Source organism: Saccharomonospora sp. CUA-673 (assembly GCF_001942305.1).
In the GTDB taxonomy this organism is placed as follows: domain Bacteria; phylum Actinomycetota; class Actinomycetes; order Mycobacteriales; family Pseudonocardiaceae; genus Prauserella.
The window spans coordinates 39,303-60,956 of record NZ_MKKE01000033.1; the positions used below are offsets into that span (position 1 = coordinate 39,303).

Annotated in this window: 19 protein-coding genes and 4 pseudogenes; 12 read left to right on the forward strand and 11 right to left on the reverse strand. The window is 71.2% G+C overall.

All coding sequences use genetic code 11. The annotated features are described in order from the left end of the window. Positions 1-4: 4 nt before the first annotated feature. Positions 5-670: an envelope integrity protein Cei gene (gene cei / locus BJF85_RS15410; protein WP_255375665.1), complete on the reverse strand. Its 666-nt coding sequence runs from the start codon at positions 668-670 to the stop codon at positions 5-7. Between the two features lie 667 nt (positions 671-1,337). Between cei and BJF85_RS15415 the strand changes: the two genes are divergently transcribed. Beyond that, positions 1,338-1,646 carry a DUF4193 domain-containing protein gene (locus tag BJF85_RS15415; protein WP_075848436.1) on the forward strand — a complete coding sequence of 103 codons (309 nt, stop codon included), beginning with the start codon at positions 1,338-1,340 and terminating at the stop codon, positions 1,644-1,646. Between the two features lie 202 nt (positions 1,647-1,848). On the opposite strand, the gene BJF85_RS15420 is transcribed toward BJF85_RS15415, so the two are convergent. Then, entirely contained in the window at positions 1,849-2,427 is a 579-nt protein-coding gene (locus BJF85_RS15420) for a DUF3093 domain-containing protein (RefSeq protein WP_255375666.1), read from the reverse strand. Between the two features lie 24 nt (positions 2,428-2,451). Here BJF85_RS15420 and dut point away from each other — a divergent pair. Both dut and BJF85_RS15430 read left to right on the forward strand, forming a co-directional pair. Next, positions 2,452-2,915: pseudogene (dut, locus tag BJF85_RS15425) on the forward strand (dUTP diphosphatase). Further along, positions 2,915-3,583, forward strand: a complete 669-nt coding sequence (locus BJF85_RS15430; RefSeq protein ID WP_075848438.1) for a DUF3710 domain-containing protein — start codon at positions 2,915-2,917, stop codon at positions 3,581-3,583. The pseudogene dut and the gene BJF85_RS15430 overlap by 1 nt, the downstream one beginning before the upstream one ends. 24 nt (positions 3,584-3,607) lie before the next feature. Here BJF85_RS15430 and BJF85_RS15435 read toward each other — a convergent pair whose 3' ends face one another. Then, complete coding sequence (locus tag BJF85_RS15435) at positions 3,608-4,381, reverse strand: alpha/beta fold hydrolase (protein ID WP_075848727.1); 774 nt, start codon at positions 4,379-4,381, stop codon at positions 3,608-3,610. Positions 4,382-4,549: 168 nt separating this feature from the next. On the opposite strand from BJF85_RS15435, the gene BJF85_RS15440 reads away from it, so the two are divergent. Together BJF85_RS15440 and BJF85_RS15445 are read left to right on the forward strand one after the other, a co-directional pair. Beyond that, positions 4,550-4,927, forward strand: a complete 378-nt coding sequence (locus BJF85_RS15440; protein ID WP_075848440.1) for an OB-fold nucleic acid binding domain-containing protein — start codon at positions 4,550-4,552, stop codon at positions 4,925-4,927. 189 nt (positions 4,928-5,116) lie between these two features. Then, a pseudogene (locus tag BJF85_RS15445) lies at positions 5,117-5,775 on the forward strand (DUF3159 domain-containing protein). Between the two features lie 37 nt (positions 5,776-5,812). On the opposite strand, the gene BJF85_RS15450 reads toward BJF85_RS15445, so the two are convergent. Both BJF85_RS15450 and BJF85_RS15455 read right to left on the reverse strand, forming a co-directional pair. After that, complete coding sequence (locus BJF85_RS15450) at positions 5,813-6,478, reverse strand: TrkA family potassium uptake protein (RefSeq protein WP_075848442.1); 666 nt, start codon at positions 6,476-6,478, stop codon at positions 5,813-5,815. After that, the gene (locus tag BJF85_RS15455; protein ID WP_075848444.1) at positions 6,479-7,144 is read right to left on the reverse strand and encodes a TrkA family potassium uptake protein; all 666 of its coding nucleotides are present in this window, start codon (positions 7,142-7,144) and stop codon (positions 6,479-6,481) included. It lies immediately after the preceding gene. Between the two features lie 134 nt (positions 7,145-7,278). On the opposite strand from BJF85_RS15455, the gene BJF85_RS15460 reads away from it, so the two are divergent. Both BJF85_RS15460 and BJF85_RS15465 read left to right on the forward strand, forming a co-directional pair. Next, positions 7,279-9,345, forward strand: coding sequence for an APC family permease (locus BJF85_RS15460; RefSeq protein ID WP_075848446.1), 2,067 nt, complete (start codon positions 7,279-7,281; stop codon positions 9,343-9,345). After that, positions 9,342-10,544: a class I SAM-dependent RNA methyltransferase gene (locus BJF85_RS15465; protein WP_075848448.1), complete on the forward strand. Its 1,203-nt coding sequence runs from the start codon at positions 9,342-9,344 to the stop codon at positions 10,542-10,544. Before BJF85_RS15460 ends, BJF85_RS15465 begins: the two co-directional genes overlap by 4 nt. A gap of 30 nt (positions 10,545-10,574) precedes the next feature. Here the strand turns inward: BJF85_RS15465 and BJF85_RS15470 are convergent, their stop codons facing one another. The 4 genes and pseudogenes from BJF85_RS15470 to BJF85_RS15485 form a co-directional block, all read right to left on the reverse strand. Further along, entirely contained in the window at positions 10,575-10,976 is a 402-nt protein-coding gene (locus BJF85_RS15470; protein WP_083666434.1) for a type II toxin-antitoxin system VapC family toxin, read from the reverse strand. Then, complete coding sequence (locus BJF85_RS15475) at positions 10,973-11,203, reverse strand: hypothetical protein (protein WP_139320657.1); 231 nt, start codon at positions 11,201-11,203, stop codon at positions 10,973-10,975. Before BJF85_RS15475 ends, BJF85_RS15470 begins: the two co-directional genes overlap by 4 nt. Positions 11,204-11,248: 45 nt before the next feature. Beyond that, positions 11,249-12,508: pseudogene (locus BJF85_RS15480) on the reverse strand (DHA2 family efflux MFS transporter permease subunit); the annotation flags it as partial. A 262-nt stretch (positions 12,509-12,770) separates the two neighbouring features. Then, positions 12,771-13,379 (reverse strand): DsbA family protein, encoded by a 609-nt coding sequence (locus tag BJF85_RS15485; RefSeq protein WP_158056962.1) that lies wholly within the window; start codon positions 13,377-13,379, stop codon positions 12,771-12,773. Positions 13,380-13,521: 142 nt separating this feature from the next. Between BJF85_RS15485 and BJF85_RS15490 the strand changes: the two genes are divergently transcribed. Then, positions 13,522-14,427 (forward strand): LysR family transcriptional regulator, encoded by a 906-nt coding sequence (locus BJF85_RS15490; protein WP_187346925.1) that lies wholly within the window; start codon positions 13,522-13,524, stop codon positions 14,425-14,427. A 48-nt stretch (positions 14,428-14,475) separates the two neighbouring features. On the opposite strand, the gene BJF85_RS15495 is transcribed toward BJF85_RS15490, so the two are convergent. Further along, positions 14,476-15,861 (reverse strand): GntP family permease, encoded by a 1,386-nt coding sequence (locus BJF85_RS15495; protein ID WP_075848454.1) that lies wholly within the window; start codon positions 15,859-15,861, stop codon positions 14,476-14,478. 34 nt (positions 15,862-15,895) lie between these two features. Beyond that, a complete protein-coding gene (locus BJF85_RS15500) occupies positions 15,896-16,429 on the reverse strand; it encodes a gluconokinase (RefSeq protein WP_075848456.1) in 534 nt (177 codons plus the stop codon). 152 nt (positions 16,430-16,581) lie between these two features. Between BJF85_RS15500 and BJF85_RS15505 the strand changes: the two genes are divergently transcribed. From BJF85_RS15505 to BJF85_RS15520, 4 genes and pseudogenes are all read left to right on the forward strand, one after another. Further along, a complete protein-coding gene (locus BJF85_RS15505) occupies positions 16,582-17,292 on the forward strand; it encodes a FadR/GntR family transcriptional regulator (protein WP_255375667.1) in 711 nt (236 codons plus the stop codon). A gap of 101 nt (positions 17,293-17,393) precedes the next feature. After that, positions 17,394-19,307 carry a 1-deoxy-D-xylulose-5-phosphate synthase gene (dxs, locus tag BJF85_RS15510; protein ID WP_075848458.1) on the forward strand — a complete coding sequence of 638 codons (1,914 nt, stop codon included), beginning with the start codon at positions 17,394-17,396 and terminating at the stop codon, positions 19,305-19,307. Positions 19,308-19,420: 113 nt separating this feature from the next. Beyond that, a pseudogene (locus BJF85_RS15515) lies at positions 19,421-20,189 on the forward strand (response regulator transcription factor). Continuing rightward, positions 20,190-21,326 (forward strand): cell wall metabolism sensor histidine kinase WalK, encoded by a 1,137-nt coding sequence (locus BJF85_RS15520; RefSeq protein WP_075848460.1) that lies wholly within the window; start codon positions 20,190-20,192, stop codon positions 21,324-21,326. Positions 21,327-21,654: the final 328 nt, after the last annotated feature.

Below are 21,654 nucleotides of genomic sequence, written 5' to 3' on the forward strand. Positions count from 1 at the left end.
CGGTTCAGCAGTGTTCGGCGACGGTCTTGTCGAGCAGTTCCTGGTCGATGAGGGAGCTGCCGCCGTTGGCCTGCGCGCCCTCGCCGCCCGCGGACTGCTCGCTGCCGCCCTCGGCGCTCTGATCCGGCTTCTTGAGCTGCTCGAGCACGTCGAGGGCCTCGCTGGTGGGGCGGACGTCGTTGAAGCCGGTGCCGATGGCGAGGTCGACGGTGGCGTCCTGGCGGCCGTCCTCGACCAGTTGCAGGCACGGGTCGATGAGGCGGAGGGTGCGGGCCGCGGCCTCGCCGTTGGTGCCGTAGCGCACCTGCCCGTGGCAGACGGCCTCGCCCTTCGGGAACGCCTCGTCGTTGCCGGGGTCCTGGACCTGGGTGAAGCCGAGCTGCTCGAGCGCCATGCTCGTCATCCCCGCCTCGCCGCGCAGGCCGCTGGCGTTGAGCACCTGCACGTTCACGTGCTGCGGCGGGGCGGGCTGGGTGGTGGAGAGCGCGTCGTAGGGCTGCGGGTCGTAGGTCACGCCCTCGGGCGGCTGCGCGGACGGCGTGCAGCGCATCGCCTCTTCGAGGTCGACGGTGTTGGACACCGCGTTGATCCAGATCACCGAGGCGGTGATGCCCAGCACCGCCACCACGATGAGCGCGGGCAGGGGCTTGTGCTTCCGGTACGGCCTCACACGGCTTCTCCGAAAGCCACCGGTCCCCGACACCACTGCGCCGTCCCTTCGTCGATCCCCGCCCAACTACCGTCATTGTCGCCGCTGAGCAGCCTAGGCGTTACAGCGGCGGCACCTGTCGCGACCCGCCGTGTCCGGCGTCGGATCGCGGGGTGCCGGTCGATGCCATGGGTGGCACTGCGGCCTCATGTCACCACGCCGGCTGTGGCATGGAGATGAACCCTGACACGTGGTGTGACGCGTAACCCCCCGATCGTGTGACACGAAGAGGGTCGTCTTTCCGGTTGTTCGTGCTTACCGTCACGTTCGCCGGCCGGGTGCCAGCGGTGCGCTCGTGACGGGGTGCCGATCGTCGCCGGTCGGTGCGTTGATCCGGCGGATATTGGGGTAACCCGACGCGGCCGATGTCAAATGCCCCGCCCGAGTGACATGGGGCGTGGCGGGGGTGACCTGGTTCGGCGTCGGGTACGCCGTGGGCTACCCTCTCCGGGCTCCCGGGCAGTGGAGCCGAGTGACGATCTGGCAACAGAGACGAGACGACACTCACTTTTTTCCCGGGCACAAACACAGGCGCTGGGACGTTGACCGGCGGAAGCGGGGATTTACCGGAAGGGCCATTCCGGTGTCCACGTATCGAGAGAAATGCTGATCGCAGGGGTGAAGGACAATGGCGACCGACTACGACGCTCCGCGCCGCAGTGAGGCGGACGAGCTCGCCGAAGACTCGTTGGAGGAACTGAAGGCGCGGCGCAACGAGACCCAGTCCGGTGTCGTCGACGTCGACGAGGACGCGAGTGCCGAGAACTTCGAGCTTCCCGGTGCGGACCTCTCGGGACTGTCTGGCGAGGACCTGACCGTCAAGGTTGTTCCGAAGCAGGCGGACGAGTTCACGTGTTCCGTGTGCTTCCTGGTGCACCACCGCAGCAGGCTCGCCGACGAGGCGGGTTCGCAGCTGATCTGTCGCGACTGCGCGTGACCCGACCACCCGTGCCGGCCCGACCGGGCCGGCCGGGCCGCGTGGTGAGGGGTGACGCGCGGCGGGAGACCGGCAGCAGCGAACAGGCGTCGGGCAGGCCGACACGGGGTGCCCGACGGGCTGACACGGAGAACAACGGCGAGGGCCGGGTGATGCACCGCATCACCCGGCCCTCGCCGTTGTCGTGTCCGAGTGGGCTCGGTCAGCGGGGGTCGATGTCCACCTCGGCGGGGTCGGGGTCGACGACGTCGGCGGGCCTGCCCTCCCGGAGCAGCTCGGCCAGTTGCTCGGGGCGGCGCGTCGAGACGACCCAGTACGGCGTCGGGTCCTCGGGGTCGACGACCTCGATCCGCACGAGGGTGGGGATCCAGCCGCGGTTGACGACGAAGGCGGCCGGGTCCAGCTCGGGGCCGAGCGCCTTGCGCTTGCCCTCGGAGCCGACGACGTCGACCGCGCCGATGTAGCGCAGCGGCAGGTGCGCTGTGCCCACCCACAGCTCGGGGTCGGTACCGCCGGTGACGGCGATCCGCAACTTGCCCAGGCGGAGCATCAGCGCGACCGCGAGCGGCAGCAGGAGCACGTAGGGCAGCCAGGCGCGCACGCCCGGGTAGCCCATGTGGATCTCGGCCGCCAGCAGCGCCGCGCCGATCAGCGGCAGCGGCCAGCCCCACCACGCCATGTACAGCCGTTCGGCGAACCGGGTGGGTGCGGTGTTCGCCGCGGGCGTGTCCGTCTCGTCCGTTTGCGGTTCGGGGGACCGCGCGCCTGCACTCGTGCTCACGGGTCCAGGGTAGTCTCGCCAGCCGTGTCCAGCGTTCAGGTCCTGCTTACCCGCATCGATCCCGAGGTCCCGGTGCCGTCGTACGCGCGGCCGGGAGACGCCGGAGCCGATCTCGTGACCGCCGAGGACGTGGTGCTCGCGCCGGGGCAGCGGGCCGTGGTCGGGACGGGCGTGGCGATCGCCCTGCCCCCGGGGTACGCGGGTTTCGTGCATCCCCGGTCGGGGCTGGCGGCCCGCGTCGGTCTGTCGATCGTCAACACGCCGGGCACCATCGACGCGGGTACCGCGGCGAGATCAAGGTGTGTCTGGTGAACCTGGACCCGGTGGCGCCGGTCGAGCTGGAGCGGGGGGACCGGATCGCTCAGCTGATCGTGCAGCAGGTCGCGCAGGCCGAGTTCGTGGAAGTGGCCGAGTTGGAGTCCACCGAACGCGGCGCGAGCGGCTACGGTTCCACAGGCGGGCACGCGACCCTGGGAACGGAGAACTAGTGGGGATTTTCGGACGGAAGCGCCGTCGCGCGGAGGAAGCGGACGTCGAGGAGGACACGGCGGCCGCCGCGCTCGATGACGCCGACGACGAGATCGACGACGCCGACGACGACCGGGTCGACGGCGGCAGCGGACCGTACGACGAGGCCGACGCGCCCGACGACGGGCTCGCGCGGATGGACCTGGGGTCGGTGCGCGTGCCCGTGCCGGAGGGCTCCCAGGTGCAGGTCGAGATGGACCAGCAGAGCGGCAACGTGCGGGCCGTGCACATCGTGGTGCCGCAGGGCCAGGTCACCGTCAGCGCCTACGCGGCGCCGCGCTCGGGTGGCCAGTGGCGTTCGGTCAGCGAGGAGCTGGCCGAACAGCTGCGCTCCGACGGCGCGAAGGTGTCGCTGGGCCGCGGCGAGTGGGGCATGGAGCTCTCGGCCGTCGTCGGCGAGATGGCGTTGCGGTTCGTGGGCGTCGACGGCCCGCGGTGGATGCTGCGCGGCGTGATCGCCGGTCCGCAGACCCAGGCCTCCGCGGCTCCGGCAGCGCTGCGGGCCATCGTGCGCGGCACGATCGTCGCCCGCGGCGACGCGCCGATGCCGGTGCGCACCCCGCTTCCGGTCCGCCTGCCCGAACAGGTCGCCCAGCACATCGCCGACCAGCAGGCCGCGAAGGGCTGACGGCCGCGCCGACGCCGCGCGGGCTCAGCGCGACCGGTGGTCGGCGGCGGCGCGCCAGGCGGCCGCCGCGGCGCGGCCGGCGAGGGCCGGATCGGCGCCGAACGCGGCCAACGTCGTCTCGTGCACGCGGGCGTGGGGGAGCGCCTCGGCCCACGCGCGGGCCACCGACACCGGATGCACCGGATCGTCGACGCAGGCCACGATCCCGACCGGCACGCGGCATCCGCGCAACTGCTCGAGCGTGGGCGCGGCATGTCCCGCGGCGGTGCGCAGACCGGCGGCGAGGCCGTCGCCGTGACGGCGCCACGCCCGGGACAGCTCGTCGGCGAGCCAGGCCGGCACGCCGTCGGTGGACAGCCGCAGGGCCTCCTCGAGCCCGTGGCGTTCGATCAGGTCCGCGGACGCCCGCGCGGCGGTCGCCGCGGGAGCCGCGCCGGCGGGTCCGCCTGGGTGGTCGTCGGGGGAGGCGTTCCACGCGGGCAGCACGGCGAGGACCCCGGCACAGCGCTCGGCGTTGCGCAGCGCCCATTCGGCGGCGACGTGCGCACCCAACGACACGCCGCCGACCAGGAGCGGCGCGGCGGTGCGCGACGCCGCGGTGTCCAGCGCGGTCAGCAGCTCGCGCACCAACGCCGAACCGGATGCCGGGCGCGGGGCGTGCAGCACGCCGTCGAGCTCGGCGACCGCGGGGCCGAACACGCGGCGGGCGAAGACCTCGTCCGAGCCCGTGCCGGGCAGGACGACGACGTGCGGGCCGGAGACATGGGGGCCTGGCGTGGTGGAGGACGGAACGGGCACGCGGATCATCTTCCCGGCCGGCTGGCGGCGACCACGATCGGGCATAACGCAGGTCACGTTGCGATAAACCACCTCCGTCGGATTTCCTGGGCCTGCACGGGAGATACGCTTGAAGCACGGGCCGTGAAACACAGTCGGGGGCCCTCGGACAGCACAGGAGCAGGCGCTATGCCCGCCAAAGAGGGCGGCTACTTCAGCCGGTTGGTCAAGAAGCTCACCAGCGATGTCGACACACTCGACGCCGACGATCTCTCCGAGAAATCCGAGGCCAGCGGCGCCCAGCGGGCGTGCGACTGCCGGTGCGGGGAAGAGGCGACCGTCGTCGGACGGCTCCGCAGCGTCGAGATGTGCCCCGCCAACGAGGCCGCCACGTTGGAGGCCGAGCTGTTCGACGGCACCGACGAGGTGACGCTCGTGTGGCTCGGACGCAGGCGGATTCCGGGTATCGAACCCGGCCGGACGATCAAAGCCCGCGGCCGCATGGCCGAGCGGGATGGCCGTAAGGTGCTGTACAACCCGTACTACGAGCTGCTGCAGCCGACGTAGGACGTTCGCAGACCTTTCGCACCCGATCCGGAGAGTTCCCGCGTGACTGAGCCCGACCGCCCGTCCGACCGCATCGGCGCCCCCGGCGAGTCCGAAACCTCCGAGTCGGGCGCAACACCGACCGGCACTGCACCGACCGGCACTGCATCGACCGACACGGCGCCGTCGGACGAGAACCGGCAGCCGACGATGCTCGAGCAGATGGGCGGCGTGTCCGGACTGCTCTACTCCGGTGTCCCCGTGGTCGTGTTCGTCATCGCCAACACGATCTTCGGGCTCATGCCGGGCATCTGGATCGCCGTCGGCAGCGCCGTGGCGATCACCGTGGTGCGGATCGTGCGCAAGCAGCCGCTGCAGCCGGCGATCTCCGGTCTGCTCGGCGTCGGCATCGCCGCGTTCATCGCCTACCGCACAGGGGAGGCGCGTGGGTTCTTCCTGTTCGGCATCTGGACCTCGGTCGTCTACTTCGGCGTGCTGATGGTGTCGGTGCTGGTGCGCTGGCCGCTGGCCGGCGTGGTGTGGAACGCGCTCAACGGCACCGGCATGGACTGGCGCAAGGACAAGCCGTCCCTGCGCGGCTACGACATCGCCACCATCGCGCTGGCTCGGTGTTCGCCGCCCGGTTCGTCGTGCAGCGGTGGCTCTACGACGAGGACCAGACCGGCTGGCTCGCCTTCGCGAAGATCGCCATGGGCTATCCGCTGTGGGGCCTGGCGCTGCTCGTGGTCGTGTGGGCGGTGCGTCGTTCGGACGCGCGGCTCAAGGAGGTCCGTGCGGCCGCCGCGCGCAGCGACGCCGAGATCGAGGCCGAACTCCGCGCCAAGTACGACCGTCCCGCCGCAGGCTGAACCGGGCCCGCGGCGTACTCCGGGGCCCGGGCAGCCGCTAGCGGCGTTCCTCGCGGCCGAGCGCCGCGCGCAGCTCCGGTTCGACGTCGGTGGAGGCCACGAACAACAGCTCGTCGCCGCCCTCCACCGGGTCGTCCGGCTGGGGCACGATCACGCGCTCGCCGCGCAGGATCGCCACGAGCGCGGCGTCCTTCGGCAGGTGCAACTGCTGCACCGGCGTGCCGGCCAGCGGCGTCTCGTCGGGCAGGGTCAGCTCGACGAGATTCGACTGGCTCTTACGGAACGTCATCAGGCGCACCAGGTCGCCGACGTTGACCGCCTCCTCGACCATCGCGGCGAGCATCCGCGGCGTCGAGACGGCCACGTCGACACCCCAGCTGTCGTTGAACAGCCACTCGTTGGCCGGGTTGTTCACCCGCGCCACCACGCGTTGCACGGCGAACTCGGTCTTGGCCAGCAACGCGATGACGAGGTTGGCCTTGTCGTCGCCGGTCGCGGCGATGAGACGTCGCAGCGTTCGATGCCGGAGCTCCAGCGTCGACATCTCGCAGGCGTCGCCGAGAACCCACTCGGCCTCCTCGACGACCTCCGGGGTGAACTGGTGCGACAGCCGTTCGATGAGCAGCACGGCGTGCCCGGAGTCGATGAGCTCGGCGGCGATGGAACGGCCCACCGCGCCGGCACCGGCGATCGCGACGCGCATCTAGTCGTCCTCCTCGGGCGGGCGGGCGGCCACGGCCGTGACCTCGCTGACCGTGCCGGAATGGGCGGCGACGTACACCTCGTCGCCTGCCTGCAGGATCGTCTTGGCGTCGGGCAGAACGCCCGTGCCGAACCGCATCACGAACGACACCCGCACCCCGGCGGCGCGTTCGATCTGGCGCACCGTGCGGCCGATCCAGTCCTCGTGCAGCGGCAACGGCAGCAATGCCACCGTGCCCGTCGGATCGCGCCACGACGCGGCCACCGTGTCGGGCAGCAGGGTGCGCAGGAACCGGTCGGTCGTCCACGGCACAGTGGCGATCGTGGGGATGCCGAGCCGTTCGTACACGGCGGCGCGCTTGTGGTCGTAGATGCGCGCCACGACGTGTTCGACGTCGAACAGCTCCCTGGCCACGCGCGCGGAGATGATGTTGGAGTTGTCGCCGCTGGACACGGCCGCGAACGCACCGGCCCGTTCGATGCCGGCCTCCTCGAGGACGTGCCGGTCGAAGCCCATGCCGACGACCTGCTGACCGTGGAAGTCGCTGCCGAGCCTGCGGAACGACTCCTGGTCGCGGTCGACCACGGCGACGTCGTGGCCGAGCCGCTCGAGGGCGGTGGCCAGCGACGCACCCACGCGGCCACAGCCCATGATCACCACGTGCACGGTGCCCGATGCCTCCTCGTGTGTGCCCGGTTCGCGCCCGGTCTGTGCCCAGTCTGTGTCCTGCTGACCGGTGTCGGCTTGCCGTCGACCGGCGACTGCGCAGAACCTACCTGGTCGGCTATTACCCTTCTCGGGTGTCCAAGTTCGCCACCGCGACGAAACGGTTGCTGCTGGGTCGTCCGTTCCGGAGCGATCGCCTGGCGCACACCCGACTGCCGAAGCGCATCGCGCTGCCGGTGTTCGCCTCGGACCCCATGTCGAGTGTGGCCTACGCACCCGAACAGATCCTCCTCGTCCTGTCGGTCGCCGGCGCCTCGGCGTACGTCTACAGCCCGTGGGTCGGTCTCGTCGTCGCCCTCGTCATGGCCGCCGTGGTCGCCTCGTACCGGCAGAACGTGCGCGCCTACACCTCCGGCGGCGGCGACTACGAGGTCGCGACCGTCAACCACGGCCCGACGTGGGGTCTGGGCGTGGCGTGCGCGCTGCTCGTCGACTACGTGCTGACGGTGGCCGTGTCGATCGCCGCGGCGGCCGCCAACATCGGCTCGGTCGTGTCGCTGGTGTCCCAACACCAGGTGCTGTTCTGCGTGGCGGCGATCGTGCTGCTGACGGCGGTGAACCTGCGCGGGGTGCGCGAGTCGGGCACGGCGTTCGCGATCCCGACGTACGCGTTCCTCGTCGGCATTCTCGGCATGATCGCCTGGGGCTTCGCCCGCACCGTGTTCCTGGGCGACGAGGTACGCGCCGAGAGCGCCGGCTTCGAACTGGCCGCCGAGGAACACCACCTGGGCGGCATCGCGTTGGCGTTCCTCGTGCTGCGCGCGTTCTCCACCGGCAGCGCGGCCCTGACCGGCGTCGAGTCCATCGCCAACGGCGTGCCCGCGTTCCGCAAGCCGAAGGGCAAGAACGCGGCGACGACGCTGCTGTTGATGGGCATCCTCGCCGTGGCGATGTTCCTGGGCCTGCTGTTCCTGGCCAACATCACCGGCGTGATCATGGCCGAGGACCCGGACAGCCAGCTCATCGGCGCGCCCGCGGGCTACGAGCAGAAGACCCTCGTCGCCCAGCTCGCCGGTGCCGTGTTCGGCGGGTTCGCCCCGGCCGTCTGGTACGTCATCTTCTTCACCGGCCTGATCCTCGTGCTGGCCGCCAACACGGCGTTCAACGGTTTCCCCGTGCTCGCCTCGAAGCTCGCCCAGGACCGCTTCCTGCCGCGGCAGCTGCACACGCGCGGCGACCGGCTGGCGTTCAGCAACGGCATCCTGTTCCTGGCCGGGCTCGCGATGCTGCTCGTCGTCGCGTTCGAGGCCGACGTGACGCAGCTCATCCAGCTCTACATCGTCGGTGTGTTCGTGGCCTTCGTGCTCAGCCAGAGCGCGATGATCCGGCACTGGAACCGCAAGCTCGCCGTCGAGACCGATCCGCATGCGCGGCAGCAGATGCGCCGCGCCCAGGTGATCAACAGCTTCGGACTGGCGATGACGGGATGCGTGCTCGTCGTCGTGCTCGTGACCAAGTTCCTGGCCGGCGCGTGGATCTCCATCGTCGCGATGGGCGGGCTGTACCTGCTGATGCGCGGCATCCGCCGGCACTACGACCGGGTGGCCGAGGAGATCAAGGAGGTCGAGGGCGAGCAGGTGACCCTGCCCGCGCGCAACCACGCGATCGTCCTGGTCTCCCAGCTGCATCGACCGACCCTGCGCGCCCTGGCCTACGCGAAAGCCACGAAGCCGGACGTGCTGGAGGCCGTGACGGTCAACGTCGAGGACATCGAGACCCGCAAGCTCACCGACGAGTGGAACCGGCGTAAGTTCACCGTGCCGCTGAAGGTCGTCGAGTCGCCGTACCGCGAGATCACGAAGCCGGTGCTGGATTACGTCCGGCGCGTGCGGGGCGACAACCCGCGCAACGTCGTGACGATCTTCATTCCCGAGTACGTGGTCGGCCACTGGTGGGAGCAGGTGCTGCACAACCAGAGCGCGCTGCGGCTCAAGACCCGTCTGCTGTTCCAGTCGCGCGTGATGGTGACGAGCGTGCCGTGGCAGTTGGAGTCGTCGAAGCAGAAGCAGCGGACGCGCCGCGGGGATCCGGACGCGCCGCGTCCGGCCGCGGGCGATGTGCGGCGTGGACTGACCGACAGCAGACCGCCCGTGCGGGGCGGTCGCGATACCGGCGAGGGCCGGTCGAAGGGTGACGAGTGAGCGAGGACTGGACGGGCCGTGTGCTCGAACTCGAGGTCGGCGACGTGGCGCACGGGGGACACTGCGTCGCCCGCGTCGAGGGGCGGGTCGTGTTCGTCCGCCACGCGCTGCCGGGGGAGCGGGTCCGGGCCGAGGTCACCGACGACCGCGGCAAGTCGTTCTGCCGCGCCGACGCCGTCGAGATCCTCGAGGGCTCGGTCGACCGGGTCGAGCCGCCGTGCCCGATGTCCGGCCCGGGACTGTGCGGCGGGTGCGACTGGCAGCATGCCTCGATGCCGGCGCAACGCGCGCTGAAGGCGCGGGTCGTGGCCGAGCAGCTCGAGCGGCTCGCAGGACTGTCGTGGCCGGTCGAGGTCGAGTCGTTCGACGAACGGGAACCCGGGCTGCGGTGGCGCAGCCGGGTGCGGTTCGTGACCGGCGCCGACGGACGGCCCGGTCTGCGCGCGCACCGCAGTCACGACGTCGTGGCCCTCGACGACTGTCCGATCACGATGGCCGGCGCCGCGGAGGCCGGCCTGTCCCGGACGGCCCGTCCCGGCACGGAGTTCGAGGTGACCGAGGACTCCCGGCACACGGTGCACGTCGCCGAGATCCGGCCCGGTGGGCGGCCGAAGCAGCTGCAGGGCGGTCTCGCGGTGGAGCAGGCGGCCGAGCGGACGTGGAGGGTCGACGCGCACGGGTTCTGGCAGGTGCACCCGGCGGCGGCGACGACGTTCGCCGAGGTCGTCGCGCAGTGGGCGGACGCCCCTGCCGGCGGGCGGGTGTGGGACCTCTACGCCGGGGCCGGGTTGTTCGCGTCCGTGCTGGCCGGGCAGGTCGGCGGCGAGGGTTCGGTGGTGGCGATCGAGTCGGGCCGCAGGGCCGTCCGGGATGGACAGTCCACTCTGGCCGATCTACCGCAGGTGCAGTGGCACTGCGGCCGCGTCGACCGCGTTCTGTCGACTGTGGAGAGTGCCGCCGACGTCGTGGTGCTCGACCCGCCGCGCAAGGGCGCCGGCGGCGCCGTCGTCGAGACGATCGCCGCCGCGGGGCCCGCGCGGGTGGTGTACGTGGCGTGCGATCCGGCGGCGCTGGCCCGCGACGTGGCGACCTTCCACGGACACGGCTACCGACTCCGCGACCTGCGCGCCTTCGACGCCTTCCCCATGACCCACCACGTCGAATGCATCGCCCTCCTCGAACCCACCGACACCCCCTGACCGCGCGCTAATACGACGATGCCGCCTGGCTCAGGCAACGAGTTCGACGTGGCACCCCGGACCGGTTGCTGCGGCGAGCTTGCCGTCGGCAGTGACCAGTGGGCCACCGAGACGTTCGGCCAACGCAACGTAGGCGGCGTCGTATGGCGTGACGTTGTGCTGGAGCTCCCAGATGCGCGGCAGCAGGGGAGCGAGGGGCATTCGTCGGATCGGGAAACCCGCCAGGTGTTGCAGTGCAGCAGGTACCGCGGAATGCAGGGTGGGGCTGCGCCGCGCCATGCCGCGTAACGCGGAGACGACCTCGGCATCCAGATGTGCGGGGGCGAAGAGGGCGTCGCCGACGGCCAAACGGTCGGCCACCTTGTCCCGCCGCGGGTCGTCGGCTGCGTAGAAGGCCGCGAGCACGGATGCGTCGACCACGGCCAGGCTCATGAAGCCTCTCGCACGTCGCGTACTGCTGCTGTCGCGTCGTCGATCGTGAGTCCGCTACCGCGCGGCGGCTGGTAGGAGTCGACGTAGGCATCGAGTCGTGTCACCTCGGCGATCTCGGCGAGGCGGTCAACGACAAACGCCGACAAGGACTGGCGGTTCGCAGCCGCGGCGTCGGCGAGCGCGGCGTACACGTCGTCCGGTACGTCGCGGAGGTTCATTCGCTTCATGGTGCCATGATGGCACCAAGGTGGCGGTGGGGCAACACCGTCACCTCACCTCCGTCCCGTCGTGCCCCGTTGCCGGACGGTCAGCCATACCGCCGCGGCCAGAGCGAGGACGGTGCCCGCGCTCAGCCACCAGAACGTCGTGCGGAAGGCGTCGGCGATCGCCTCGTGCTCGGCGCCTGCGGGCATCGAGCCCGCCAGGATCACGACGAACACGGCGCTGCCGAGGGCCCCGCCCACCCGGGACCAGGTGTTCACCTGGGTGCTCGCGTCCGCCATCTGGTCCCGCCGGACGCTGGCGAGTGCGGCGGACACACCGGGCGATCCCGACAGCGCCATGCCGACTCCTCTGAGGATCTGCAGGACCACGACGGTCACCAGGTCGGCGTCGGCGGGCAGCAGGGCCATCGGGACGGTGCTCGCGAGCGACAGAAGCAGTCCGGCCACGGTGACGATGCCGCCGCTGTACCGGTCGGTGAGCCAGCCGCCGACCGGGAACGTCGCCGCCGCGGCGAGACTGAAGGCCATCAACAGCAGGCCGGAGTCCACGATGTCCTGCCGGGCCTGGATCTGGAAGTACAGCGGCATGACGATCAGGCCGCCGAACAGCACCGCGCTGGCGAGGAAGATCTCGGCCGCCGCGGCGGCGTACACCCGGTTCACGAACAGGCGGAGGTCGGTCAGCGGCGTGCGGGTCCGCAGTGAGCGCCGGAGGAACAGTGCCAGCGTGAGGACGCCCGCCAGTACCGGCAGCCACGACGATGCGGTCAACGTGCGCGTCTCCGCCGCCTTGCTGATGCCGAACACCAGGAGCGGCAGTCCCACCGACACCAGGCCGAGGCCCACCAGGTCCAGTCGCCCCGCCTGGGCACGCTCGCCGCGCGGCACCCAGCGCAGACCCGCGAGCAGACCGGCGAGCCCGACCGGGATGTTCACCAGGAACAGCCACGGCCACGAGAGGCTGGCGATCAACAGTGCGCCCACCGCCGGGCCGAATGCGGGCGCGAGGATCCCCGGGACGCTGGAGATCGCGATCACCCTGCCCATGCGCGCGCCACCCGCGGCCTCACCGAGGATGGTCATGCCGGCCGGGATCAACAAGCCGCCGGCCAGCCCCTGCAGCACGCGCGCGGCGATGAGCGTGGGAACGGTCGGGGCGATCGCGCAGAGCGCGGAGGCCACCGTGAACGCCGCCAGCGACCACAGCCACAACCGTCCCGCACCGAACCTGCGGCTGAACCACCCGCTGGCGGGCGGGGCCGCGGCGAGCGCAACCAGGTAGCCGCTGCTGATCCACTGGGCCGAGGCGAGCGGCTCGCCGAGCTACGGCTGATGGTGTCGAGCCCGACGTTGACCAGCGACGTGTCGAGCCCGGCCATCATCGACCCGGTCGAGAGTACTGCGGCGGTCAGCCACAGCGAACCGGGAACCCGCGTGGTCTCCGACGCGGATTCCTCGGCCTGCTCGGCATTCGTGGTCACGGGAGTCCCGCCTTTCTCCTGCGCCGCGCGGCCTTCTCGTCGCGTAGCCGTGTGCGCGCCGGTGTCCACGCGACGAGACGTCGTGTCGCTCACCGGGGTCGGGTGCCGGTTAGGGCGTGCTCGCGCGTCAGCGCGTCGTACAACGTGTCCTCCGACAGCGCTCCGGTGAGCGCCGGCCGGTCGCCGAACCGGAACCGGGGCACGCCGGTGACTCCCTGGTCGCGCACGCTGCGCAGCTCGGCCCTCAACTCGTCGGTGCTGGCGCCGTGCCGGGTGACGCCGAGCTCGTCGGCGATCGCGTCGAGGACCGTCGGGTCGCCGATGTGGAGTCCTTCGGCGAAGTGCGCGCGGAAGAGCCGCTCGACCATCGGCTCCGCCAGTCCGCGGCGCGCAGCCGCCGCGACGAGCCGGTGCGCCTCGAAGGTGTTCGCGGTGATCGCCCTGCTGTAGTCCAGCGGCAGGTGCTCGGCCTCGGCGAGCGCGCTGATCCGGGCGAGCGCCTCACCGGCCCCGGGGCCGAAGTTTTCCTCCGTCTGCGCCAGCTTGGACCGTCCGCCGGGCTCGTCCGGATCGACCTGGAACGGGCGGATGGCCACGTCGGTGCGCCCGCCGTCCTCCCCGAACCGGCGGTGCGTCCGCCGGAAGCGGGCGAAGGCCAGGTACGACCACACGCAGATGAGGTCCAGGACGATCTCCACGCGGATCGCGCCGGTTGCGGATGAGGTCCGTTCTTCCGATCCCATACTTGTGAGAGTGGTGGCGCCCGGGTGCCGGAACAACGACGATGTGCGCAATGATCGCTAACCTGTGGGTTAGCGATGGCGAGCCGTGGAGGTCCGCGTGGAACTGCGCGAGGTGGAGATCTTCCTGACGCTCGCGGACGAGCTGCACTTCAGCCGCACCGCGGAGCGGCTGGGAGTGACCGGCGCCCGGGTCAGCCAGACCATCAAGAAGCTCGAACGCCAGATCGGCGCGCCGCTGTTCGACCGGACCAGCAGGCGGGTCGAGCTCACCGCGATCGGCCGCGCGCTGCACGACGAATGGCGGCCGGCGTTCGACCGGCTCCATGTCGGGTTCGAGCGGGCCGCCGCGGCCGGCCGGGGCGTGGAGGGAGTGCTGCGGGTCGGGTTCTCCAGCCCGCTCGTGGCGGAGCTCATCATGCGGATCGCCGACGACTTCCGCACGCGCCACCCGGACTGCGAGGTGGAGATGGGGGAGGTGCACATCTCCCATCTGCTCGAACCGTTGCGCAACGGCGAGCTGGACCTGCAGGTGTGCGAGTCCCCTGTGGACGAACCGGATCTCGTGCAGGGCGGCGTGTTGCTGCGCGATCCACGGTTTCTCGCCGTGTCGTCGCGGCACCGCCTCGCCGGGCGCGATTCGGTGACGATGGAGGACCTCGCGGGGGAGACGGTGATCGGTCCGGCGGGGGCACCGGGCTACCTGCTCGATCGGTACGTCCCGGCGTGCACACCCAGCGGCAGCCCGTTGGAGCGGCACAACGTGGTGACCTCCCGGCAGGAGCTGCTCGCACTGGTCGGCGCTTCCAGGGGAGTGGCGGTGGTCGGTGCGCAGGGCACCCGCTACCACCAGCGGCCCGACATCGCCTACGTGCCGTTCTCGGACGCCCCGCCCATCGAGTACGGCATCGTGTGGCCGGCGGCCGGCGAGACCCGGCGCCTACGCGAGTTCGTCCGGCTCGCGCAGAGCATTGCCGCCGCCGACGACGCCGCCGGTCGTGAGTGAGAACGTGTTGCCACTCGGGTGTCCGCACTCACGACCGACGGTGATGCGCTAGCCGAGGGCGTAGAGGATCGAGGCGAAGCCGAAGCCGACGAGGCCGATCGTGGTCTCCATGACGGTCCACGTCTTGAGCGTGGTCTTGGTGTCCATCTCGAAGAACCGGCCGACGAGCCAGAAGCCCGAGTCGTTGACGTGGCTGGCCGTCACCGAGCCCGCAGCAAGTGCCAGCACGATCGCGACGACCTCGATGCTCGAGAACGAGCCCGCCATGACCAACGGCTGCACCAGGCCCGCCGCCGTCGTCAGGGCGACCGTGGCCGAACCCTGCGCGATCCGCAGCGCCGTGGCGATGACGTAGGCGGCGACGAACACCGGAAGGCCCACATCGGACAGTGCCTCGGCGAGCGCGTCGCCGATGCCGCTCGCGCGCAGCACCGCGCCGAACATGCCGCCCGCGCCGGTGATCAGGATGATCGTGCACACCGGACCGAGCGAGGAGTCCAGCAGGCGCTCGACGACGCTCTGCTGCTTGCCGCGCCGAGTGCCCAGCACGTAGCCGGCGATGAACACGGTGATCAACAGGGCCACCGGCGTCGATCCGAGCACCAGCGCGACCTGCACCCAGCTCGTGTCGGCATCGACCCAGCCGGCCTCGCCCGCGGTGCTCAGACCCGTGTTGGCGAAGATCAGCACGAGCGGGATCATCAGCAGGCCGATGACCGTCGCCGCCGCGGGCGGGTCCTCGTCCTGTTCCTTGTCCGCGCCGCCGCGCAGGATCTCCGGCACCGGCAGCGCGATCCGCTTGCTGATCATGATGCCGTACAGATAGCTCGTGACGTACCACGTCGGCACCGCGATGAGCAGACCGAACAGCAGTACCAACCCGACGTCCGCGCCGAGCAGGCCACTGGCCGCGACCGGGCCGGGATGCGGCGGCACGTAGATGTGCATCACCGAGAACGCACCCGCCGCGGGCAGGCCGTAGCGCAGCATGCCGCCGCCGAGGCGCCGCGCGACCGAGAACACGATCGGCAGCATCACGACCAGACCGGCGTCGAAGAAGATCGGGAAGCCGAAGATCAACGAGGCGACACCGAGGGCCAGCGGCGCACGTTTCTCACCGAACCGGCGGATCAGCGCGTCCGTGAGCGACCGCGCACCGCCGCTGATCTCCAGCAGGCGGCCGAGCATGGCACCGAGACCGACCAGCAGGGCGACGTCGGCCAACGTCGACCCGAACCCGTCGGTCAACGTGTCCATCACCGCGCCGGCCGGGATGCCGGCCACGAACGCGGTCGCGATGCTCACCGTCACCAGTGCGAGGAAGGCGTGCACGCGTAGCGCGATGATCAGCACCAGCAGCACGGCGACCGCGCCTGCGGCGATACCGAGCAGTGGTCCCGCTCCGAGGGTTTGTGTCCACTCGTCGGTGTTCATACCGGCTCCGTTTCCGACAGCGTCGTCGGCGTTGTCAGTGTCGTGAGTGTCGTGTGGGCAGGCCGAGTCGGCGGAGCGTCTCGGCGGTGATCTCCTCCGGCGTGGCGGTCACGTCGACGGCGATGGCGTCGTGACCCTCCTCGTCGGCCGCGAGCGGTTCGAGGTCGGAGAACTGGGAGTCGAGCAGTGCGGGTGGCATGAAGTGACCCGACCGGCCGGACAGGCGTCCGCCGACCGTGCCCGCGGTGCCGCTGAGGTGGACGAACCGAACGTCCGCGGACGCCGTCCGCAGGATGTCCCGATAGGTGCGCTTGAGCGCCGAGCAGGTCACCACGACGCTCTCGTCGTCGGCGGCGCGCTCGTCGATCCACGTGCGGATGGCCTCGAGCCAGGGCGTCCGGTCCGCATCCGTCAGCGGGGTGCCTGCGGACATCTTCGCGATGTTGTCGGCCGGGTGGAACTCGTCGGCCTCGGCCATGGGCCAGCCCAGCTCGCCGGACAGCTGCGCGGCGATGGTGCTCTTACCGGCGCCGGACACCCCCATCACGACCAGACACATGGCAGGCATACGGCGCTCCTCGGTGAACGAAAGAAAGATACTACCTTTGGACTCGGCGAAAGGTAACACCATTGACGGAGGGATGCGACACCAGCCCGCCATCGTGTCCTGTTTGTGCCGCCTGGGAAACAGCATTGCGAGTTCCCGCTAGCCTGGCCAGCGTGCGCAGGGAGGATATCGCGAGCAGACACGGAACGGTGCTGGACGCCATCGGCCGGGAGATCACGGCCGGTGTCCTCGCGGCGGGAGACGTCCTGACGCTGGAGGGCATCCAGGGCCGCTTCGGCGTGTCCAGGACCGTCGCCAGGGAGACGATGCGCATCCTCGAATCCATGGGGCTCGTGTCCTCGCGCCGCCGGGTCGGCATCACCGTCCGCGAGAGCACGTCCTGGAACGTCTTCGACCCGCGCGTCATCTGGTGGCGCCTCGAAGGCAGCGGACGCGACGCCCAGCTGCGCTCGCTCACCGAACTGCGCATCGCCGTCGAACCCCTCGCCGCCGGTGCCGCCGCGCGCAACGCCGAACAGCGCGACCGGGTCCGTATCGTCGAACTGGGCGCCGAGATGCGTCGCCTCGGCGAGGCCGGCCGGCTCGACGAGTTCCTCGACGTCGACATCGCCTTCCACACGCTGCTGCTCGAGGCCGGCGGCAACGAGATGTTCCGGGCGCTGGCCGACGTCGTCGCCGTCGTGCTGGAGGGACGCACCCAGCTCGGCCTCATGCCCCACCACCCGGTGCCCGAGGCGCTCGACACCCACGAACGCGTCGCCGCCGCCGTCGCCGCGGGCCGCGAACGCGACGCCGAGGACGCCATGCGCCAACTGCTGGGTGAGGTCCGGGACGCGATGGTGGCACTGTGGGGTCGGGAATGACGGCGGGTTCGGGTCGCGCTCACGGGCGCGGCCGCGTCCCTCTTTAGACTGAGCGGTCGAGCCGCAACCAAGTACTGACCCGACGGCGAATGAGGTGGAGAGTGACGGTGCTGGAGTCCGTGCACGGACCGGCGGATCTCAAGGGGCTGGACCACGCGCAGCTGGTGGAGCTGTCCGAGGAGATCAGGACGTTCCTCGTCGACAAGGTCTGCGCGGCGGGCGGACACCTGGGCCCCAACCTCGGCGTCGTCGAGCTGACCCTGGCGCTGCACCGCGTGTTCGACTCGCCCCGCGACCCGCTGCTGTTCGACGTCGGACATCAGGCCTACGTGCACAAGATCGTCACCGGCCGCCGTGACGAGTTCGACGGCCTCCGCCAGCGCGGCGGCATCTCCGGCTACCCCGCGCGCGCCGAGAGTGAGCACGACCACATCGAGAACAGCCACGCCTCCACCGCGCTGTCCTACGCCGACGGCCTGGCCAAGTCGTTCCGGCTCGCCGGCGAGACCGACCGCCACGCCGTCGCGGTCGTCGGCGACGGCGCGCTCACCGGCGGCATGTGCTGGGAGGCCCTCAACAACATCGCCGGCCAGCCCGACCTTCCGGTCGTGGTCGTGGTCAACGACAACGGACGTTCGTACTCGCCGACCATCGGCGGCGTCGCCGAGCACCTCGCGGCGCTGCGGCTGCGGCCCAGCTACGAACGCCTGCTCGACGAGGGCCGGGAACTGCTGCAGAACACTCCGGTCGTCGGCAAGCCCCTCTACACGGCGCTGCACGCCGCGAAGGCCGGCATCAAGGACGCGTTCAGCCCGCAGGTGATGTTCTCCGACCTCGGCCTGAAGTACCTCGGCCCGGTCGACGGGCACGACCTGGGCGCCCTCGAACGCGCCCTGCAGAGCGCGAAGAGCTTCGGCGGCCCGGTCATCGTCCACGTCGCGACCGAGAAGGGCCACGGCTACGCACCGGCCGTGAACCACGAGGCCGACCAGATGCACCAGACCGACCCGATCGACCCGGAGACCGGCCTGCCCCCGGTGAAGGGTCCGAGTTGGACGTCGGTGTTCGCCGAGGAGCTGACCCGGATCGGCGCCACCCGCGAGGACGTCGTGGCCATCACGGCCGCGATGCTGCGCTCGACCGGCCTGCACACCTTCGCCGAGGCCTACCCGGACCGGTGGTTCGACGTCGGCATCGCCGAACAGCACGCCGTCACCTCGGCCGCCGGCCTCGCCATGGACGGCCGGCATCCGGTCGTCGCCGTGTACTCGACGTTCCTCAACCGCGCGTTCGACCAGACCCTCATGGACGTCGCGCTGCACAACCTGCCCGTGACGCTCGTGCTCGACCGGGCGGGCATCACCGGTCCCGACGGGCCCAGCCACCACGGCATGTGGGACCTGTCGCTGCTCGGCATGGTCCCGGGCATGCAGGTGGCCGCGCCGCGCGACGCCGAGACGCTGCGCGAGGAGCTGAACGAGGCGGTCGCCGTGGACGACGGGCCGACCGCGCTGCGCTTCTCGAAGGGCGCCGTCGTCGACGCCGTAGCCGCCGTGGAACGCGTCGGCACGGTCGACGTGCTGCGCCGCGGTGAGTCCGAGGACGTGCTGCTGGTGTCGGTCGGCGCGTTCGCCGGCCTCGGCGTGGACGCCGCAGGCAGGCTCGCCGACCAGGGCATCGGCGTCACCGTCGTCGACCCGCGCTGGGTCGTGCCGGTGCCCGGCGACCTGATCGAGTTGGCCCGCAGGCACCGGCTCGTCGTCACCGTCGAGGACAGCGGGCGGCACGGCGGGTTCGGCTCGGCCCTGGCCGCCGCACTGCGCGACGCCGACTGCGACGTGCCCCTGCGTGATCTGGCCGTGCCGCAGGAGTTCCACGACCACGGCAGCCGCGGCGAGGTGCTCGCCGCAGTCGGGCTCACGGTCCAGGACGTGGCCAGGAAGGTCACCGAATGGGCCGCGGGCCGCATCGGCGTCTCGGCCGCGGCCGACGTCGCCGGCGGCACCCGCGACTGACCGGCACCGCACCGCGCGTCCACCTGCGCGCCCGACGTCCGTGGCCGGCCCGACGATCCGGGCCGGCCACGCATCTCAGGAAGCTGTCAGGAATGTGTGGCACCGTGGGTGACGTGCGTGTTTTGGTAGTAGAGGACGAGGCGCCGCTCGCCGAGGCGATCGCCCGCGGGCTGCGCCGTGAAGGTATGGCCGTCGACGTCGCGTTCGACGCGAGACGGGCACGAGAAGGCGACCGTCACGCGGTACGACGTCGTGCTGCTCGACCGCGACCTGCCCGGGATGTCCGGCGACGACCTGTGCCGGGAGATCGTGCAGTCGGGCGAGCTGACCCGCGTGCTGATGCTCACGGCGAGCACGGCCGTCGCCGAACGGGTCGAAGGACTCTCGCTCGGCGCCGACGACTACGTGGCCAAGCCGTTCGCCTTCCCCGAGCTCGTGGCCCGGGTGCGGGCCCTCGGCAGGCGCGCGACCCCCGCGGCCCCGCCCGTGCTGACGGCCGGCGATATCGAGCTCGACCCCTCGCGCAGGACCGTCCGGCGCGCCGGCGAGCCCGTGGACCTGACCCGCAAGGAGTTCGGCGTCCTGGAGGTGCTGTTGTCGGCCGGTGGCGCCGTGGTCAGCAGCGAGGACCTGCTCGAACGGGTGTGGGACGAGAACGCCGACCCCTTCACCACCACGGTGCGGGTCACGGTGATGACGCTGCGCAAGAAGCTCGGCGAGCCCGGGGTCATCGAGACCGTCGTCGGCTCCGGGTACCGCGTGCCCGGCGCGGCGACGGCGGAGCCCGCGGCCGATGTCGACGAGATCGGCTCCGGCTCCGGTTCGGGCAGCGTCACCGAACCCGGTGCGGGCACGTCGTCGGAGTCCGGTTCACTGACGTAGGTGCTCGAACGTACGGCAGTCCCGGCGCGTGGTCTCCGCGCGCGGATCACGATCCTCGCGACGGTGCTCGTCGCGATCGTCAGCGCGCTGTTGCTGTGGCTCGCGTGGACGCTCGTCGGCGACGCCGTGGCCGCGGTTCCCCAACTGCCGCCGGGCACGATCGTCGAGGTCGACGGCGTGCACGTGAAGGCCGCCGACCTGGCCGACCATCTGCGGAGCCAGGCGCGCGGCCGGGTGGTCATCGCGGGCGGTATCGCGTTCTGCTTCGTCGTGGCGGCCGCCGGGATTCTCGCGTGGACATTCACCTCGCGCGTGCTGCAACCGTTGCGCGACATCACCGACACCGCCGAACGGCTGTCCGGCGAGTCGATGGGCGAGCGGATCGGCGAGGTGTCCACACGCGACGAGCTGGCGCAGCTGGCGCGGACGATCGACGCGATGCTCGACCGGTTGCAGTCGGCTTTCGACGCACAGCGCCATTTCGTGGCCAACGCGAGTCACGAGCTGCGCACCCCGCTGTCGGTGATCCGCACCGAACTCGAGGTCACACTGTCCGATGAGGACGCCGACGAGGCGGAGCTGCGCCGCATGGCGGAGGTGGTGCGCGATGCGACCGAACGCGCCGAACGCCTCGTGTCGTCGTTGCTGCTGCTCGCCAGGACCGACGGGGCGGGGCTCGTGCTCACCGAACGCGTCGACGTCTCCGAGGTCGTGCAGCGGGCCTGGAGCGCCGTCGAGGCGGAGGCGGCCGGCCGCGACCTGCGCGCCGACCTGCGGTTGACGCCGGCGGCGACGAAGGGCGATGCGGCGCTGCTCGAACGCGTCGCGGGCAACCTTCTGGAGAACGCGGTCCGGCACAACATCGACGGCGGCTGGATCGAGGTGACGACGAGCGCGGGGGAGCGGTGGACGGCGCTGACGGTGCGCTCCTCGGGGCCGCTGCTCGACCCGGCGACGGTCACCGAACTGTTCGAACCGTTCCGCCGCGCCGGCGTGGCCAGGACGGCCAGGTCCGGCGCCGGACTCGGCCTGTCGATCGTGCGCGCGGCCGCCGAGGCCCACCGCGGCACCGTCCACGCCGAACCCGTCGTCGGCGGAGGCCTGTCGGTCACCGTCCGCGTCCCCGCCACCGCCTGACCCCGAGTCGCGTGTCAGCACCCCACGCGGGCGTGTCAGCACCCCACGTCGCCGTGTTGGCACCCCACGTCGCCGTGTTGGCACCTGGCGTCGCTGTGTTGTCGATCGGCGGCGGCGATGTCGAGGCACGGTGCCGCGAGCTGCGCACACGGAGACCTGAAATGCGCACACGGCAACGCGGGATGCTGACACGGCGACGTGGGGTGCTGACACGGCGACGCGGGATGCTGACACGGCGACGCGGGATGCTGACACGGCACTGTTTTGTATAATGACCTATACAGTGGGGCGTTGGTGCGCATGCGCACCAACGCCCCGTCTGCGGTCT

Bases quoted from the DNA above. Each gene is read 5' to 3' on its own strand.
- BJF85_RS15415 (WP_075848436.1), top strand. From the start codon at position 1,338: ATGGCGACCGACTACGACGCTCCGCGCCGCAGTGAGGCGGACGAGCTC.
- BJF85_RS15475 (WP_139320657.1), bottom strand. From the start codon at position 11,203: ATGAAGCGAATGAACCTCCGCGACGTACCGGACGACGTGTACGCCGCG.
- BJF85_RS15500 (WP_075848456.1), bottom strand. From the start codon at position 16,429: ATGCCTGCCATGTGTCTGGTCGTGATGGGGGTGTCCGGCGCCGGTAAG.
- BJF85_RS15470 (WP_083666434.1), bottom strand. From the start codon at position 10,976: ATGAGCCTGGCCGTGGTCGACGCATCCGTGCTCGCGGCCTTCTACGCA.
- BJF85_RS15450 (WP_075848442.1), bottom strand. From the start codon at position 6,478: ATGCGCGTCGCGATCGCCGGTGCCGGCGCGGTGGGCCGTTCCATCGCC.
- BJF85_RS15440 (WP_075848440.1), top strand. From the start codon at position 4,550: ATGCCCGCCAAAGAGGGCGGCTACTTCAGCCGGTTGGTCAAGAAGCTC.
- BJF85_RS15495 (WP_075848454.1), bottom strand. From the start codon at position 15,861: ATGAACACCGACGAGTGGACACAAACCCTCGGAGCGGGACCACTGCTC.